At 69.4% G+C, this 16827-nt stretch carries 16 protein-coding genes and 1 tRNA gene; 11 read left to right on the forward strand and 6 right to left on the reverse strand.

What is annotated here, in order from left to right; translation table 11 throughout:
* Positions 1 to 33 precede the first annotated feature (33 nt).
* From KF708C_RS22170 to KF708C_RS22185, 4 genes are all read left to right on the forward strand, one after another.
* Entirely contained in the window at positions 34 to 342 is a 309-nt protein-coding gene (locus KF708C_RS22170) for a DUF2160 domain-containing protein (protein WP_020202337.1), read from the forward strand.
* 118 nt (positions 343 to 460) lie between these two features.
* Positions 461 to 2191, forward strand: coding sequence for an ABC transporter substrate-binding protein (locus KF708C_RS22175; RefSeq protein ID WP_043366115.1), 1731 nt, complete (start codon positions 461 to 463; stop codon positions 2189 to 2191).
* A 495-nt stretch (positions 2192 to 2686) separates the two neighbouring features.
* Entirely contained in the window at positions 2687 to 3394 is a 708-nt protein-coding gene (locus tag KF708C_RS22180; protein ID WP_059413416.1) for a hypothetical protein, read from the forward strand.
* A 133-nt stretch (positions 3395 to 3527) separates the two neighbouring features.
* Positions 3528 to 4118, forward strand: a complete 591-nt coding sequence (locus KF708C_RS22185; protein ID WP_020206654.1) for a TetR/AcrR family transcriptional regulator — start codon at positions 3528 to 3530, stop codon at positions 4116 to 4118.
* A gap of 69 nt (positions 4119 to 4187) precedes the next feature.
* Here the strand turns inward: KF708C_RS22185 and KF708C_RS22190 are convergent, their stop codons facing one another.
* Complete coding sequence (locus KF708C_RS22190; protein WP_059413315.1) at positions 4188 to 5060, reverse strand: LysR family transcriptional regulator; 873 nt, start codon at positions 5058 to 5060, stop codon at positions 4188 to 4190.
* A 145-nt stretch (positions 5061 to 5205) separates the two neighbouring features.
* Here KF708C_RS22190 and KF708C_RS22195 point away from each other — a divergent pair, with 145 nt between their 5' ends.
* From KF708C_RS22195 to KF708C_RS22210, 4 genes are all read left to right on the forward strand, one after another.
* A complete protein-coding gene (locus KF708C_RS22195; RefSeq protein ID WP_059413316.1) occupies positions 5206 to 5811 on the forward strand; it encodes a cysteine hydrolase family protein in 606 nt (201 codons plus the stop codon).
* Positions 5812 to 5914: 103 nt separating this feature from the next.
* Positions 5915 to 6913: a lipopolysaccharide heptosyltransferase I gene (waaC, locus tag KF708C_RS22200; protein WP_059413317.1), complete on the forward strand. Its 999-nt coding sequence runs from the start codon at positions 5915 to 5917 to the stop codon at positions 6911 to 6913.
* Positions 6914 to 7048: 135 nt separating this feature from the next.
* On the forward strand, positions 7049 to 7672 hold the full coding sequence (locus KF708C_RS22205) for a TetR/AcrR family transcriptional regulator (RefSeq protein WP_059413318.1): 624 nt from the start codon (positions 7049 to 7051) through the stop codon (positions 7670 to 7672).
* Between the two features lie 124 nt (positions 7673 to 7796).
* Positions 7797 to 8912 (forward strand): NADH:flavin oxidoreductase/NADH oxidase, encoded by a 1116-nt coding sequence (locus KF708C_RS22210; protein WP_020206649.1) that lies wholly within the window; start codon positions 7797 to 7799, stop codon positions 8910 to 8912.
* 30 nt (positions 8913 to 8942) lie between these two features.
* On the opposite strand, the gene KF708C_RS22215 is transcribed toward KF708C_RS22210, so the two are convergent.
* The 5 genes from KF708C_RS22215 to KF708C_RS22235 all read right to left on the reverse strand — a co-directional run bounded on the left by KF708C_RS22215 (position 8943) and on the right by KF708C_RS22235 (position 11832).
* A complete protein-coding gene (locus tag KF708C_RS22215) occupies positions 8943 to 9266 on the reverse strand; it encodes a hypothetical protein (RefSeq protein ID WP_156173917.1) in 324 nt (107 codons plus the stop codon).
* A gap of 239 nt (positions 9267 to 9505) precedes the next feature.
* Positions 9506 to 9580 (reverse strand) — tRNA-Val (locus KF708C_RS22220).
* A gap of 155 nt (positions 9581 to 9735) precedes the next feature.
* Positions 9736 to 10467: a DNA polymerase III subunit epsilon gene (dnaQ, locus tag KF708C_RS22225; protein ID WP_059413417.1), complete on the reverse strand. Its 732-nt coding sequence runs from the start codon at positions 10465 to 10467 to the stop codon at positions 9736 to 9738.
* Between the two features lie 50 nt (positions 10468 to 10517).
* Positions 10518 to 10958, reverse strand: coding sequence for a ribonuclease HI (gene rnhA / locus KF708C_RS22230; RefSeq protein ID WP_029044381.1), 441 nt, complete (start codon positions 10956 to 10958; stop codon positions 10518 to 10520).
* An 85-nt stretch (positions 10959 to 11043) separates the two neighbouring features.
* A complete protein-coding gene (locus tag KF708C_RS22235; protein WP_029044380.1) occupies positions 11044 to 11832 on the reverse strand; it encodes a class I SAM-dependent methyltransferase in 789 nt (262 codons plus the stop codon).
* A 10-nt stretch (positions 11833 to 11842) separates the two neighbouring features.
* Between KF708C_RS22235 and gloB the strand changes: the two genes are divergently transcribed.
* The 3 genes from gloB (at position 11843) to KF708C_RS22250 (ending at position 16636) form a co-directional block, all read left to right on the forward strand.
* Positions 11843 to 12646: a hydroxyacylglutathione hydrolase gene (gloB, locus tag KF708C_RS22240; RefSeq protein ID WP_059413320.1), complete on the forward strand. Its 804-nt coding sequence runs from the start codon at positions 11843 to 11845 to the stop codon at positions 12644 to 12646.
* A gap of 161 nt (positions 12647 to 12807) precedes the next feature.
* Positions 12808 to 14517, forward strand: a complete 1710-nt coding sequence (locus tag KF708C_RS22245; protein ID WP_020206643.1) for a transglycosylase SLT domain-containing protein — start codon at positions 12808 to 12810, stop codon at positions 14515 to 14517.
* A 190-nt stretch (positions 14518 to 14707) separates the two neighbouring features.
* On the forward strand, positions 14708 to 16636 hold the full coding sequence (locus tag KF708C_RS22250) for a propionate--CoA ligase (RefSeq protein WP_269432173.1): 1929 nt from the start codon (positions 14708 to 14710) through the stop codon (positions 16634 to 16636).
* Positions 16637 to 16827: the final 191 nt, after the last annotated feature.

Consider the following 16827-nt stretch of genomic DNA (forward strand, 5'->3'; position numbering starts at 1 on the left):
GCTTCATTTTGAAACGACCTCCAAGGAGAGGCAATGCTGAGCTGGATGGTGTGGACCACCCCGGTGGCCGTGTTCTTCGTCTGCGTGGTGCTGATGCTGATCGGCATGACCGTGTGGGAGACGCGCGCGCCCACGCTCGAGCGCAAGGGTTTCCTGCCGATCGCCACCACGCGCGGCGACCGCCTGTTCATCGGCCTGATGTGCGCCGCGTGGATCAACCTGGCGTGGGTGGGGCTGGGCGAGAAGATGATGGCGTGGTTCTCGCTGGCCGAGGAACCCTCGATCTGGATCAGCTTCGTGGCGTCGATGCTGGTGCTGGCCCTGGTGATGCGCAAGGGCTGAGAAAGCATAAAGCGACGGCAATCTCGTCGATGGGCATGGCGGCCTGTACCTTCCCGGGCCGCAGCCCAGACAAAGAGCAGGGAGGGGGATTCTCGAGGAGACGTTCATGAAGGTGCACGTGAAACTGGGCATGACGGCCCTGGCCTGCGCGGCTGCGCTGGCCTGCGGCCACGCCGCATGGGCAGGCGAGGCCGAGGCGAAGAAGTGGGTCGACGGCGAGTTCCAGCCGTCGTCGCTGTCCAAGGACAAGCAGCTCGCCGAAATGAAGTGGTTCATCGACGCCGCGGCCAAGCTCAAGGCCAAGGGCATCACGCAGGTCAACGTGGTCTCGGAGACCATCACCACCCACGAGTACGAATCCAAGACGCTGGCCAAGGCCTTCGAGGAAATCACCGGCATCAAGGTCAACCACGACATCATCCAGGAAGGCGACGTGGTGGAGAAGCTGCAGACCTCGATGCAGTCCGGCAAGTCCATCTACGACGGCTGGATCTCCGACTCCGACCTGATCGGCACGCACTACCGCTACGGCGCCATCCTGCCGCTGACCGACTACATGGCTGGCGCCGGCAAGGAATGGACCAATCCCGGCCTAGACGTGAAGGACTTCATCGGCACCAAGTTCACCACCGCGCCCGACGGCAAGCTCTACCAGCTGCCCGACCAGCAGTTCGCCAACCTGTACTGGTTCCGCGCCGACTGGTTCGCGCGCAAGGACCTGCAGGACAAGTTCAAGGCCAAGTACGGCTACGACCTCGGCGTGCCCACCAACTGGTCGGCCTACGAGGACATCGCCAGCTTCTTCTCCAACGACGTCAAGGAGCTCGACGGCAAGAAGGTCTACGGCCACATGGACTACGGCAAGAAGGACCCGTCGCTGGGCTGGCGCTTCACCGATGCGTGGCTGTCGATGGCCGGCGCCGCCGACAAGGGCCTGCCCAACGGCATGCCGGTGGACGAATGGGGCATCCGCGTGGGCGCGGACAAGTGCACGCCCGAAGGCGCCTCGGTGTCGCGCGGCGGCGCCACCAACAGCCCGGCCGCGGTCTACGCGCTCACCAAGTACATCGACTGGATGAAGAAGTACGCGCCGCCGCAGGCGATGGGCATGACCTTCTCCGAGGCCGGGCCGGTGCCGGCGCAGGGGCAGGTGGCGCAGCAGATCTTCTGGTACACGGCCTTTACCGCCGACATGACCAAGAAGGGCCTGCCGGTGGTCAACGCCGACGGCACGCCCAAGTGGCGCATGGCGCCGTCGCCCTACGGCCCGTACTGGAAACAGGGCATGCAGAACGGCTACCAGGACGTGGGCTCGTGGACCTTCTTCAAGAACACCGATCCCAACCGGCTCGCGGCGGCGTGGCTGTACGCGCAGTTCGTGACCTCGAAGACGGTCTCGCTGAAGAAGTCGCTCACCGGCCTGACCTTCATCCGCGACAGCGACATCCACCACGAATACCTGACCAAGAACGCGGCGCAGTACGGCGGCCTGATCGAGTTCTACCGCAGCCCGGCCCGCGTGGCCTGGACGCCGACCGGCACCAACGTGCCGGATTACCCGAAGCTGGCCCAGCTCTGGTGGAAGAACGTGGCCACCGCCGTGACCGGCGAGAAGACACCGCAGTCCGCGATGGACAACCTCGCCGAGGAAATGGACCAGGTCATGGCGCGGCTGCAGCGCGCCGGCATGAGCAACTGCGCGCCCAAGTTGAACGCCAAGAGCGATCCGGCCAAGTGGCTGTCGGACGACCACGCGCCGTGGAAGAAGCTGGCCAACGAAAAGCCGAAGGGCGAGACCATCGCCTACGACAAGCTGCTGCAGGCCTGGAAGGAGGGTAGGGTGCGCTGAGCGCGTGCAGGGCGTGTCTCGTACCCGATTGCCGGGCACGTCCCGCCGCGCAGCCCATTCCCGCGTTGCCCGGGGGTTTGCTCCTCTCTCCCACTTGTGGGAGAGAGGAGACCACAGGCAGCAAGCCGGCTTCATCGGCAGCCCGAACGCAACTGTTTCTCGATTGTTTCCTGCGATCCCGGCGCCAGCACAGCTGGCACCTCCATCGAGTGCACCAATACCGACATCCAGACCTCCTCAACGATTTTTCGGAAAATTCCTTGACTATCTATCTACCAGTAGATAATATTCGGGTCATGGAAGCCGCTGCTCCGCCCCAGCCAGAACGCTGAAGCAGGAAAGAGGATCCAGCGCAGTACCCGGGGACTCCCCGTTTTTTTTGCCCAAGTCATCTATCTACTAGTAGATAACAGCAAGAAAAACGCCGGACTCCAGCGCGCCTTACCGATTCGATTCCGCCCCAGCGCGGATCCTCAATGTGAAATGGAGAAGATCATGAACGCCAAGCTCATCGCCAAGACCGTCATCACCGCCGCCACCCTCGCTGCCGCCTTCGTGGCCGGCCAGGCACAAGCCTCGGGCCCCAAGGACAGCAGCTTCGCCGGCGACAAGTACGGCTACGTGTTCCGCACCGATGCCCGCGACGCCTACACCGACGGCGCGCGCATCAGCAACCGCGATGGCTACACCGACGGCGCCCGCACCGGCAACCGTGATGCGTACACCGATGGCGCCCGCACCGGCAAGGCCGACCCGTTCACCGACGGCGCGCTGGTCGCGGGCCTGGACCGCAGCGGCGTGTCGGCAACCCCGGCGCGCAGCGGCAACCGCGATGCCTTTACCGACGGTGCCCGCATCGGCAACCGTGATGCGTACACCGATGGCGCGCGCACCGGCAAGGCTGACCCGTTCACCGATGGTGCGCTGGTAGCCGGCCTCGACCGCAGCGGTGTGTCGGCGACGCCGGCTCGCAGTGGCAACCGCGATGCCTTTACCGACGGCGCCCGCATCGGCAACCGTGATGCGTACACCGATGGCGCGCGCACCGGCAAGGCTGACCCGTTCACCGATGGCGCGCTGGTGGCCGGCCTGGACCGCAGCGGCGTGTCGGCAACCCCGGCCCGCAGCGGCAACCGCGACGCCTTCACCGACGGCGCCCGCACCGGCAAGTTCGACGTCTTCACCGAAGGCGCCAACGCCTGAGCGGCATGACGGTTCCCCGCTCCCGCGACCCGGGGCGGGGAAGGGCGCAGCGAGGGGCCGCCATCCGCGATCTTTCGCTGCGTGATTGGCTTTGACAGTCGAGAGGGTCCGCCCAACAGCGGACAAATGCCAGATGAAAACCCTATCCGTACGCGAACAACTGCTCGAGCACACCCTGGTGCTGGTCCGGCAGCGGGGTTTCAATGGTTTCAGCTATCGCGACCTGGCCGAGCGCGTGGGCGTCAAGACGTCCAGCATCCATTACTACTTCCCGACCAAGGAAGACCTCGTGCAGGCGGCGGTGACGGAGTACAGCGCCCGCATCTGCGACCACGTGCGCCATATCGACACCGGCCTGCCGCCCGAGGACCAGGCCCGCGAATTCCTCCAGCCGTGGCTCGATTCGGCGGGCGGGGACCGCATCTGCCTGGTCGGCATGCTGTCGACCGAGGCGCTGCTGCTGCCCGAGCCGGTGCACCGCGTGCTCAAGGAGTTCTACCGCGTGAACGAGACGTGGCTCACGCGCCTGCTGGAAAGCGTGCAGGCCGCGCAGCACAAGCCCGCGGCGCTGGCGCCGCAGACGATGGCGCAGGCCGTGCTCGGCGCCTTGCAGAACGGGCTGGTGGTGGCGCGGCTGTTCGGCGCGCCGCAGCGGATCAAGGCCGCGGCCGACCTGCTGACGGTGGCGGTGTCGGGCCCCGTGGCCGAACCCGTGCCGGCCTGAAGCCCGGCCTTGCACAGCACCGATGCCCGCCACCCGGCGGGCGTCGTGCGTGGCGCGCCGGCGTGGCGCTCACGGACATTCCGCGAGCGCGCGCGCCAGCCAGTCGATCACCGGCCGGAAGCGCGACGCGCCGCGGAACTCGCGCGGATAGGCCAGCCAGATTTCCCTGACCACTTCGGGCACGTCGCGCACCAGTTCCAGCCGCGCGTCGCCGCGCGCCAGATGGTGCGGCAGCAGCCCGATGCCGAGCCCGCCGCAGACCGCCTCGTGCACGGCCAGCATGTTGTTGGACTGGAAGCCGGCGCGCGCGCCGGCGCGGCGCGTCCATTCCGATTCCGGCAGCGCCAGCCCTTCGTCGAGCAGGCCGCACAGCGGCGCCGCCGCCAGGGCTTCCTCCGGCCACGGTCCGCTGCCCGGCTGCCGCGCCGGCGCATAGAGGCCGTAGCCCATGCTGCCCGCGCGCTGCGCGATCACGTCGCTCTCCTGCGGGCGCGCCAGCCGCACCGCGATGTGCGCGCGCCGCCGCGCCAGGCTGGCCACGCGGTTGTCGGTCTCCAGCCGGACTTCGAGCTGCGGATGCGCGCGGTACAGCGCCGCCAGCCGCGGCGTGAGGAAATGGCTGCCGAGCGCCGCCGTGCAGGCAATGCCGACCACCCCCGAGACGCCGGCGCCGGCGTCCTCCACCGCGCGCAGCAGGCGCTCGGCCGAATGCTCCATCTGCTGCGCCGCCGCCAGCGCCGCGCGGCCCGCGGCCGAGAGCGCGAAGGCGCCGTCGGTGCGCGTGGCCACCGGCTTGCCGAGCGCGCTTTCCAGCCGCCGCACGCGGCGGATCGCGGTGGCGTGCGTCACGCCCAGCTCGCGCGCGCAGGCCGAGTAGTTGCCGGTGCGGATCAGCGTGGACAAGGTCAGCAGGTCGTCCCAATGCAGTGAACGTTTTTGCACGGCGGATGTGAGCGGATTGAGAATTGCCGGACAGCATAGCGCGCCCTATCATCGCCTGCACACCGACCATCCCGGCGGTACCGGCAAGCCGCCCGGACCCCATCGCGACCGGACAGCCGGCGCGGCCACATCAAAAGGAGCCACCATGCCCGCACCCTTCACCCTGCTCGACCTCGCCGGCGCCAGCCGCGCCCCTTCGGCCTGGCAGGCAGCTACGCTGGTGCTGGTCGACCACCAGCGCGAATACGTGGACGGCAAGCTGCCGCTGGCCGGCATGCCCGCCGCCGTCGCGGCCTGCGCCGAACTGCTGGCGCTCGCGCGCCGCCACGGCAGCCCGGTGGTGCACGTGGTGCATCACGGCCGCGCCGGCAGCGGCGGCGCGTTCGACCCGGAAGGCCCTTATGCCGCGCTGATCGAAGGCCTCGACGCGCGCGACGGCGAGCACACCGTGGCCAAGGGGCTGCCCAACAGCTTCGCCGGCACCACGCTGGCCGCGCTGCTCGCGCAGCTTGGCCGCAAGGAGCTGATCGTGGGCGGCTTCCAGACCCATATGTGCATCAGCGCCACGGTGCGCTCGGCGCTCGACCACGGCTATCGCAGCACCGTGGTCGCCGCGGCCTGCGCCACGCGCGACCTGCCCGATCCGCTCGGCGGCGCGCCGCTGGCGGCGGCCGAGGTCCACCGCGCGGCGCTGGCCGCGCTGCACGACCGCTTCGCCACCGTGGTGGCCGGCCCGGCGGCCTGGGACTGAAGCGCCTGCGGGCGGCGGAGGTGCGCCGGCGGGGCGGGCTGGTGCATACTACGGCCTCGCCGGCGCCCCTCCGGCCCCATTCCTCAGCCATTCCGACCGCCCCATGAAACGCATTCTCGTCATCAAGATCACCTCGCTGGGTGACATGGTCCACACGTTGCCGTTGGTGTCCGACCTGCGCCGCGCCTATCCCGAGGCCAAGATCGACTGGGTGGCGGACGCCTCCTGCGCGGACATCCCGCGCTGGGCGGTGGGCGTGGACCGCGTGATCGCGCCGCCGCTGCGGGGTTTCAAGAAGTCGCGCAGCTGGGCCGACCTGCGCGCCATCATCGGCGCGCTGTGGCAACTGCGCCGGGAAAAGTACGACGTGGTGGTGGACGTGCATGGCGTCTACAAGAGCGCCATCGTGGCGTGGCTGGCGCGCTCGGGTCGCCGGCTCGGCTACGCCGCCGAGTATCTCGGCGAGGCGCGCGCCGTGTTCGCCTACACCCAGATCTTCGGGCCGCACGGCGACGCCACGGCCCGCTACAAGATGCGCATGGTGGTGGCCAACGCGCTCGGCTACCCGATCGAGCCGGCCGAGCACTACGCCCTGCGCGTGCCGGCGCCGGCCACGCCGCTCAACGCCGACGGCCAGCCGCGCGCGATGCTGTTCCACGCCACCTCGGTCGAAGCCAAGAAATGGCCGGCGCAGCGCTGGATCGCGGTCGGCAGGGAGCTGACGGCGCGCGGCTACAAGATCCAGTTGCCGTGGGGCTCGCCGGCCGAGCGCGCGGAATCCGAGGCGCTGGCCGCGGAGATCCCGGGCGCGGAAGTGCTGCCGCGCATGACCATCACCGAATGCGCGCAGCGCGTCGACGCCGCCGCGCTGGTGGTCGGCACCGATACCGGCTTCGTCCACCTCGCCGACGCGCTCGGCAAGCCCTCGGTGATGCTGTTCACGGTGACGGACAGCCAGCATTTCGGCATCAATACGCCGGGCCAGTCCGTCTCCGTGGGCGCGAAAGGCGTGGTGCCGGAAGTCGCGGAAGTGCTCGACGCCATCGATCATGTCACCGCGGGCGAGCGCAGCCGTCAGGCAGGCGCCGCGCACACGGCCTGAGCGCTTGCCCGGGCCGCGCCGGCCCCGCGCTTGCGTTGTGTATCGTCCGATATATAATCGATCCGTACCGGCTGCCGGGAAACGACCATTTCTTGGGGCGGATGCAGCAGACGACGCAAACGGCAAGGAACCCTCATGGCGCGACCCCGCGAATTCGATGAACGGCAGGTGCTGGAAGCCGCGGGAGACGCTTTCTGGGCCCGCGGCTTCGAAGCCACCTCCATGCGCGACCTGGTCCGGCTCACGGGCCTGACGCAACCCAGCATCTACAACGCCTTCGGCGACAAGCGCGGCCTCTACCGGCGCGCGCTGGACCACTACCTCACCCGCACGCTGCACGAGCGCATGCGCCGCGTCGAATCCGTGCTGCCGCCGGGCGCGGCCATCACGGCCTTCATGTCCGAGGTGATCGAGCGCTCGCTCTCGGATCAGCAGCATCGCGGCTGCATGCTGGTCAACGCCGCGGTGGAATCGACGACCGACGACGAGGACCTGCAGGCCGCCATCGTCGCCGAGCTGGACCAGATGCGCGCGTTCTTCCGGCGCTGCATGGCGGCGGGGCAGGGCAGCGGCGAGATCCCGCCGGTGCTGCCGCCCGAAGCCGCCGCCACGCACCTGCTGGCCGTGCAGCTGGGCCTGCGCGTGCTGGCGCGGATCGAGCCGCGGCGCGCGCTGCTCGAAGGCGCGGTCAGCCCGACGCTCGGCCTGCTGGGGCTGCCGCCGCTGCCGGCCGCGGACGGCGGGCAGCGCCCGCAATAGCGGCAGGACCCGTTGCGGCAAGACCCGTTGCCGCGTCCGGCGCGAAACGCGCAGGCGTCCTAGAATGGTCGGCATTCCCGCACGCGAGCACCGTGCATGCCCCAGACCACAAGGACCCCATCCCATGAGTCAACTCTTCCAGCCGCTCTCCATCGGCAACCTGCGGCTTGAAAACCGCATCACCATCGCGCCCATGTGCCAGTACTCGGCCGAGGACGGCTCCGCCGGCGACTGGCACATGATCCACCTCGGCCAGCTCGCCATCTCCGGCGCGGGGCTGCTGATCATCGAGGCCTCCGCGGTCTCGCCGGAAGGGCGCATCACGCCGCAGGACCTCGGCCTCTACTCGGACGCCAACGAAGCCGCGCTGGGCAAGGTGCTCGCCGCCGCCCGCGCGCACGCGCCGATCGCCATCGCCATCCAGCTCGCCCACGCCGGGCGCAAGGCCTCCAGCCACGCGCCGTGGGACGGCGGCCTGCAGATCCGCCCCGACCAGCCGCGCGGCTGGAAGACGGTGGCGCCCTCCGCCGTGCCGCACGCCGAAGGCGAGGACCCGCCGCACGCGCTCGACCGCGCCGGCATGGACAAGGTCCGCGACGACTTCGTCGCCGCGGCGAAGCGCGCCGCGCGCCTGGGCCTCGACGGCATCGAGATCCACGCCGCGCACGGCTACCTGCTGCACCAGTTCCTCTCGCCGCTGGCCAACAAGCGCGACGACGAATACGGCGGCAGCCTCGAAAACCGCATGCGCTTCCCGGTCGAAGTGTTCGACGCGGTGCGCGCCGCGTTCCCGGCCGACAAGCCCGTGTGGGCGCGCATCTCCGCCACCGACTGGGTGCCGGGCGGCTGGGACATCGAAGGCACGGTGGCGCTGTCCAAGGTGCTCAAGGCGCGCGGCTGCGCGGCCATCCACGTCACCACCGGCGGCGTCTCGCCGGCGCAGGCCATCAAGCTCGGGCCGGGCTACCAGGTGCCCTACGCCCAGCGGGTCAAGGCCGAAGTGGGCCTGCCCACCATCGCCGTGGGCCTGATCACCGAACCCGAGCAGGCCGAAGCCATCATCGCCAACGGCGAGGCCGACGCCGTGTCGCTGGCGCGCGCCATGCTCTACGACCCGCGCTGGCCGTGGCATGCCGCCGCCAAGCTCGGCGCGCAGGTGCACGCGCCCAAGCAGTACTGGCGCTCGCAGCCGCGCGAGTACAAGGACCTGTTCATCGATGCGAGCTTCGGGCAGCGTTGACGAGGTGGCGTTGCTGGCCGGCATGCGCGTTCAGTCCAGGCTGTTGAGGAACGACAGTATCCAGATCGTCAGGACGGGCGCGCCGGCCAGGCAGCGCAGCCACAGGTCGCGCCGCGTGGCCCACAGCGCCCACAGCGCCGACAAGGCCGCGGCCAGGATGATCGCGCAGGCGGCGAAATAATGCTCGCGCGAGCGGTGGGCGTGGAGCGCGCTCACCGGGCCGAGCACGCCGCCGGCCTGGTCCGGCGGAAAGGCGCTGCCCCAAAGCTCGGCGATCATCAGGAGGCTGATAAAGCCGAGGAGCAGCGTCAGCAGCCATCTGGCCGCGAGCATCCATCGAGATGTTTTTTTCATTCCGGATCGTCGTCATGCATGCGCCTTCGGCGCGACGGTTCCAGATTTACGGCAGGTGGCGGGCGGATTCAGGCGGAAAAATCTGAACCGGGGGTGGGGGATTTCTGGAAAGACAGGCGGGCGGCGGCGCGGCAATGCCGCGGGCCATTGACTTGCGCATGCGCGCGGCGCACCGGAGACGCACCAAAGAAAAAAGGACTTGGGCTGTCGCCTCAAGTCCTTCGTTCTTCACCGAATTCTGGTGGGTGGTACAGGGATTGAACCTGTGACCCCTGCCGTGTGAAGGCAGTGCTCTACCGCTGAGCTAACCACCCCTGCTGCTGCGTTGTTGCTGCCGTGCTGCAGAGAAACGAAATTATGCCGGCACCTCTGTATCTTGTAAAGCCCTTTCTTGGAAATTTCTTCAAAAAAGTGGTGCGGCACATCCACGGGGCTGCCGCTGCCCTTGCGCGGAGCGCCCCATGCCGGTCTACGCGGCCTGGGCGGCATCGGTTTCGGGCGGCGGTTCCTTCCATACCACCTTGCCGCCGCTGGCCTTGTCGAGCTGCTTGAGCACGCCGAGATGGGCTTCGATTTCCTCGTCGCTGGCCATCAGCACGGGCAGGGCCAGGCGGGAGAGGTCGGCGGCGGCCACCGCGCCGCCGACCTCGCCGCCGCCTTCGAGCATGTCGATCACCAGCGAGTTCTGGCCGCGCGTCATGGCGAGGTAGACCTCGGCCAGCAGTTCCGCGTCGAGCAGTGCGCCGTGCAGCGTGCGGTGCGCGTTGCTGACGCCGAGGCGGTCGCACAGCGCGTCGAGCGAGTTGCGCTTGCCGGGGAACATCTGGCGGGCTTCGCGCAGGGTGTCGATCACGCTGCCGGCGTGTTCGCGGAACGGCGGCAGGCCGACCAGCTTGAATTCCATGTCGAGGAAGCCAAGGTCGAACGGCGCGTTGTGGATGATCAGCTCGGCGTCCTGGATGAAGTCGCGGATCTCGAGGGCGACCTCGGCGAACTTGGGCTTGTCGGCCAGGAATTCGAGCGTGATGCCGTGCACGGCGATCGCGCCTTCGTCGATGTCGCGCTCGGGGTGGACGTAGAAGTGCAGGTGGCGGCCCGTGAGGCGGCGGTTGAGCAGCTCCACGCAGCCGATTTCAATCAGGCGGTCGCCGCCGGCGGCGTTGAGGCCGGTGGTTTCGGTGTCGAGTACGATCTGTCGCATGGCGGACATTCTAACCGGTGGGGCGCGGCGGCCGGCCGCCGCCGCGTGGGTTACTGTTGCTTGAGCGAGGCCACGCCGCGGTTGGCGAGGGCGTCGGCGCGTTCGTTGCCGGGGTGGCCGTTGTGGCCGCGCACCCAGTGCCAGGAGATGTCGTGGCCCTGGGCGAGCTTGTCCATTTCCTGCCAGAGGTCGGCGTTCTTGACCGGCTTCTTGTCGGCGGTCTTCCAGCCGCGCGCCTTCCAGCCGGGCAGCCATTCGCCGATGCCTTTCTGCACGTATTGCGAGTCGGTGTAGACCGCCACGCGGCAGGGCCGCTTGAGCGCGCGCAGCGCTTCGATGACGGCGGTCATCTCCATGCGGTTGTTGGTGGTGTTGTGCTCGCCGCCGAACAGTTCCTTTTCGTTGCTGCCGGCGACCAGCACGGCGCCCCAGCCGCCGCGGCCGGGATTGCCCTTGCAGGCGCCGTCCGAGTAGATGATGACGTCTTCGATTTCGTTGCTTGACATGGAGTTCGCTGCTGGGGCGGGCGGCCTGTGGCGGCGCCCGCCGGGTTGTTCGGTAAAGAGTCGGTGGCGTTCAGTGCTCGTCGCCGGGCGACTTGCCGTGGGTGCCGGTGGGCGTGGCCACCGGCGCGGCGACCGGCGACAGCGCGGGCTTGGTCTTCCACGCGGGGCCGACCAGGCGGATGTTGCGCACGCGCTTGACCGCCGAGATCATGTAGACGGAGCCGAAGATCGGCCACCAGCGGTCGCCGGCCTTTTCCATGAAGGCGGCGCGCTGCAGCCAGCGCTCGGTGCGATAGGGCGGACAATAGCAGCCGAAGCGGCCGCGGATGATATCGAATCCGAGCAGCTTGAGCCAGTCCTTGATGCGCACGAAGCCGATCGACTGGCTGTCGTGCGGCAGGAAGGGGTCGGCGCCGAGCCGCTTGAGGCCCTGGCGCGCCCCCCACAGGCTCATCGGGTTGAAGCAGGTGACGACCACGCGGCCTTCGGGCATGAGCACGCGGGAGACCTCGCGCAGCACTTCGTGCGGGTCTTCGGAGAATTCCAGCACGTGCGGCAGGGTGACGAGATCGATGCTTTGCGTCTCGAACGGCAGTTCGTCGAAGCGGCACAGCAACTGGCGCGCGTCGGCCTGGGCGCGCGGGCCGTGGGGGCCGCTGCCGGGCGCCAGCGCGAGTGCGGAGAACGGCATGCGGTTCTCGCGCAGGGTGTCGATGTGGGGCAGGCCGAGCTGCACGGCGTGGTAGCCGAAGATGTCCGTGACGGTCCGGTCGTACTGGGTCTGCTCCCATTGCAGCATGTACTGCCCGGGTGGCGAGGCAAGCCAGTCTTCCCAACTTATAATCGGACGCTTGGACATAGGAGCACGCATGTTGAAGGTGGAGCCGATTCCCGCATTCCAGGATAACTATATCTGGGCGATCCACGACGGTCACTGCGCCGCCGTGGTGGACCCGGGCGAGGCTGCGCCGGTGGAGGCTTACCTGGCGCGCCACGGGCTGGCCCTGGGCGCTATTGTAATCACCCACCACCACGGCGATCACCAGGGCGGCGTGGCGGAGCTGCTGGCGGCACACCCGGCGGCGCCGGACGGCGCGCCGCTGCCGGTGATCGGGCCGGCCGGCGAGCGCATCGGCGGGCGTACCGTGGCCGTGCGCGAGGGCGATACGGTAGACGTGGCCCATCCCGCCATGCGGTTGCGCGTGCTGGACGTGCCGGGCCACACCGCCGGCCACGTCGCCTACGTGGCCGACCTGCCGGGCGCGGGCCGCGCGGTGTTCTGCGGCGATACGCTGTTCGCCAGCGGCTGCGGGCGCCTGTTCGAGGGCACGCCGGCGCAGATGCTGGCCTCGCTCGACAAGCTGGCCGCGCTGCCTGGAGGCACGCGCGTCTACTGCGCGCACGAGTACACTCGCAGCAACGTCCGCTTTGCCCGCGCGGTGGAGCCGGACAATGCCGCGCTGGCGGCGTGGGAGGCGCGCGTGGAGGCGCTGCGCGCGGCCGGCACGCCGACCGTGCCGACCACGGTGGCGCAGGAGCGCGAGGTCAATCCGTTCCTGCGCTCGCGCGAGCCCGGCGTGCGCCGGGCGGTGGCCGCCCACGCGGGCGGTCCCGCCGGCGACGACGCGGCGGCCTTCGGCGCGCTGCGCGGCTGGAAGGACAATTTCCGCTGATTGCGCGCGGCGCCCGCCAGCCTTTGCCTGGCCTGCGCCCGCCGCATCCATTGCCCGCCGCGCCGGCCTGCCCGCCGCCGCGGCGGGGAGAATTTCATTGACGCGAAAGCCGGATTTTTTTAGCATCAGGCAAATTTTTAGCGTCACGATTTGAGAACTTAATGAAAATTGGTCGATTACTGGCGGTATTTGCGTGTGCCACGCTGCTAGCAGCGTGCGCCAGCACGCCAACGCCGCCTGAAGCCGCCGACGGCGGCACCGCGACCGCCTCCGCAACCAGACCGGCTGTCTCGAAGCCCGATCCGCTCAACTCGATCAACAGCGCTTCCGTCATCAACGTCGACAGCGACAGCCTCGACTGGCTGCGCGGCCCGTCGAACGACATCTGGGGCCGCATCCGCCGCGGCTTCGCCATGCCCGACCTGGAAGGCACGCTGGTCGACGACCGCACGCAGTGGTACGCGCAGCGGCCGGACTACATGGAGCGGATGGTGGGGCGCTCGAGCCGCTACCTGTATCACATCGTCGAGGAGCTGGAGCGGCGCAAGATGCCCACCGAGCTGGCGCTGCTGCCGTTCGTGGAGAGCGCGTTCAACCCGCAGGCCGAGTCCACCGCCAAGGCCGCCGGCATGTGGCAGTTCATCCCGAGCACCGGCAAGACCTACAACCTCAAGCAGAACATGTTCCGCGACGAGCGGCGCGACGTGCTGGCCTCCACCGACGCCGCGCTCGACTACCTCGCCCGGCTGTACGACATGTTCGGCGACTGGCAACTGGCGCTGGCCGCCTACAACTGGGGCGAGGGCGCGGTCTCGCGCGCCATCGCGCGCAACCAGGCGCGCGGGCTGCCGACCGACTACGCCAGCCTGAGCATGCCCAACGAGACGCGCTACTACGTGCCCAAGCTGCAGGCGGTCAAGAACATCATCGCCAACCCGCAGTCGTACGGGGTCAAGCTGCCGGACATCCCGGACCACCCGTACTTCGTCACGGTGACGACCTCGCGCGACATCGACGTCACGCTGGCGGCCAAGCTGGCCAACCTGCCGCTCGACGAGTTCAAGGCGCTCAACCCGTCGTTCAACCGGCCGGTGATCCTGGGCGCGGCCAACCCGCAGATCCTGCTGCCGTTCGACAACGCCGAGCGCTTCCAGTACAACCTCAACACCTACCGGGGCGGGCTGTCGAGCTGGACCGCGGTGACGGTGGACAACCGCGAGCGCATCGAGTCGCTGGCGGCGCGGCTGAACATCGACGCCGACACCATCCGCGACATCAACCGCATTCCCAAGGGCATGCGGCTCAAGGCCGGCTCCACGGTGGTGGTGCCGCGCTCGGGCGAGCACAACCAGGACATCAGCGCCACGCTGGCCGAGAGCGCCATGATGGCGGTGGAGCCGGACGTGCCCGACGCGCGCCGCATCGTGGTGCGCGCCGGGCGGCGCGACACGGTGGCCACGGTGGCGCGCCGCTATGGCGTGTCGGCGGGCCAGGTGCAGTCCTGGAACAAGCTGTCCGGCACCAAGCTGGTGGCGGGGCAGAGCCTGGTGGTGATGGTGCCGGCGGCGAGCCGCTTCGCCAGCGCGCCGGCGCTGCCGTCGACCGCGTCGGCGCTGGTGCCGGTGCGCGCGGTCGAGCCGGTGCGCGCGTCGGCGCCCGGCAAGGGCGGCCGCGGCGCGCGCCAGCGCGTGGAGGTGCAGGCGGTGCCGCGCAAGGGCGCGGCCGTGGCGGCCAAGGCGCCGGCGCGGGCATCGTCCGCCAAGGCCGCGCCGGCGGTGGCAGCGGTGGCGACGGCCAAGGGCGCCGCCGCCAAGCCCGCCGCCCGGACGGCGGGCCCGGCCAAGGCTTCGGGCAAGGCGCACACGCGCTGAGGGCGCGGGCCTGGCCCGCACCGGATTTGCGCTATATCAAGGGCGTGCCGCGCAGGCACGCCCTTTTTGTTTGCCGCGCGGCGGCCGGTAAGTCTTGCGTAAGGCGGCATGGCCAGACTGCAAGCGCCGCCGGTGGTGGCAAACTAGTGCTTTGCATCGCGAATTCGTCGATCGAGCCCGCCGGCAAGACATCACACAACCCGCGACAAAGCGGAGGAGACAAGCCATGACGGCAACCCGTGCCTTTCACGCCCGGTCGCTGAGCGATCCCGCCGGTTTCTGGGCCGAACAGGCCCGCCGCATCGAATGGGAGACCCCGTTCGACACCGTGCTGGACGACAGCCGCGCGCCATTCACCCGCTGGTTCGTGGGCGGGCGCACCAATCTCTGCCACAACGCCGTGGACCGCCACCTGGCGGAGCGCGCGGCCCAGCCGGCGCTGATCTACGTGTCCACCGAGACCGGCGAGCACCGCAGCTACAGCTACGCGGAACTGCACGACGAGGTCAACCGCATGGCGGCGATCCTGCAGCAGATGGGCGTGGTCAAGGGCGACCGCGTGCTGATCTACATGCCGATGATTCCCGAGGCCGCGTTCGCCATGCTGGCCTGCGTGCGCATCGGCGCGATCCATTCGGTGGTGTTCGGCGGCTTCGCCTCGGTCAGCCTGGCCGCGCGCATCGACGACGCGCGGCCGCGCGTGGTCATCAGCGCCGATGCCGGCTCGCGCGCGGGCAAGGTGGTGCCCTACAAGCCGCTGCTGGACGCGGCGCTGGAGCTGGCCGCGCACAAGCCCGAACGCGTGCTGCTGGTGGACCGCCAGCTGGCGCCGATGACGCTGGCCGCGGGCCGCGACGAGGACTACGCCGCCTGGCGCGAACGCGTGGGCGCGGCGCGGGTGCCGTGCACGTGGCTGGAATCGAACGAGCCGTCCTATGTGCTCTATACCTCCGGCACCACCGGCAAGCCCAAGGGCGTGCAGCGCGATACCGGCGGCTACGCCGTGGCGCTGGCCGCGTCGATGGAATACATCTTCTGCGGCAAAGCCGGCGACACCATGTTTTCCAGCTCGGACATCGGCTGGGTGGTCGGGCACAGCTACATCATCTACGGCCCGCTGCTGGCCGGCATGACCACGCTGATGTACGAGGGCACGCCGGTGCGCCCGGACGGCGGCATCCTGTGGCAACTGGTGGAGCAGTACCGCGTGAACCTGATGTTCAGCGCGCCCACCGCCATCCGCGTGCTCAAGAAGCAGGACCCGGCCTGGCTCACGCGCTACGACCTGTCCAGCCTGCGGCTGCTGTTCCTGGCCGGCGAGCCGCTCGACGAGCCCACCGCGAGCTGGATCCAGCAGGGCATCGGGAAGCCGGTGGTGGACAACTACTGGCAGACCGAGACCGGCTGGCCGATCATCGCCATCCAGCGCGGCGTCGAGCCGCTGCCGCCCAAGCTGGGCTCGCCGGGCGTGCCGGTGTACGGCTACGGCCTGAAGATCGTCGACGAGAACACCGGCGCCGAATGCCCGCCCGGGCAGAAGGGCGTGGTGGCCATCGACGGCCCGCTGCCGCCGGGCTGCATGACCACCGTGTGGGGCGACGACGAGCGCTTCGTCAAGACCTACTGGACCGGCGTGCCGGGGCGCCGCTGTTATTCCACGTTCGACTGGGGCGTGCAGGACGAGGACGGCTACATCTTCATCCTCGGGCGCACCGACGACGTCATCAACGTGGCCGGCCACCGGCTCGGCACGCGCGAGATCGAGGAGAGCATTTCCTCGCACGCGGCGGTGGCCGAGGTGGCGGTGGTGGGCGTGCACGACGCGCTCAAGGGCCAGGTGGCGATGGCCTTCGTGATCGCGCGCGACGCCAGCCGCACGGCCACCCAGGCCGACCGCCTGGCCTTCGAGGGCGACCTGATGAAGACCGTGGACCAGCAGCTTGGCGCGGTGGCGCGCCCGGCGCGGGTGTTCTTCGTGGGCGCGCTGCCCAAGACCCGCTCCGGCAAGCTGCTGCGGCGCGCCATGCAGGCCGTGGCCGAGGGGCGCGACGCGGGCGACCTCACCACCATCGAGGACCCGAGCGCGCTGGCGCAGTTGCAGGCGGCGATGCAGGGCTGAGGCGGACGGCAGGGCTGGCCGGGGCGGGGCGGCGAATGCCGCGCCCCGGCCGGAGATGACGGCGGCGCCGCTGCGCCGCCGCAGAGATTGTGCTTGCCAGGCGCCGGCATGCGGGCTAATATTTTAGGCATAAAATATTTAGGCATGATCTAGATGCGCGGTCGCGCATCGCATGTGCCGAGTTCGCCGGC

The sequence above is a fragment of the Cupriavidus basilensis genome, assembly GCF_000876015.1.
GTDB lineage: Bacteria > Pseudomonadota > Gammaproteobacteria > Burkholderiales > Burkholderiaceae > Cupriavidus > Cupriavidus basilensis_B.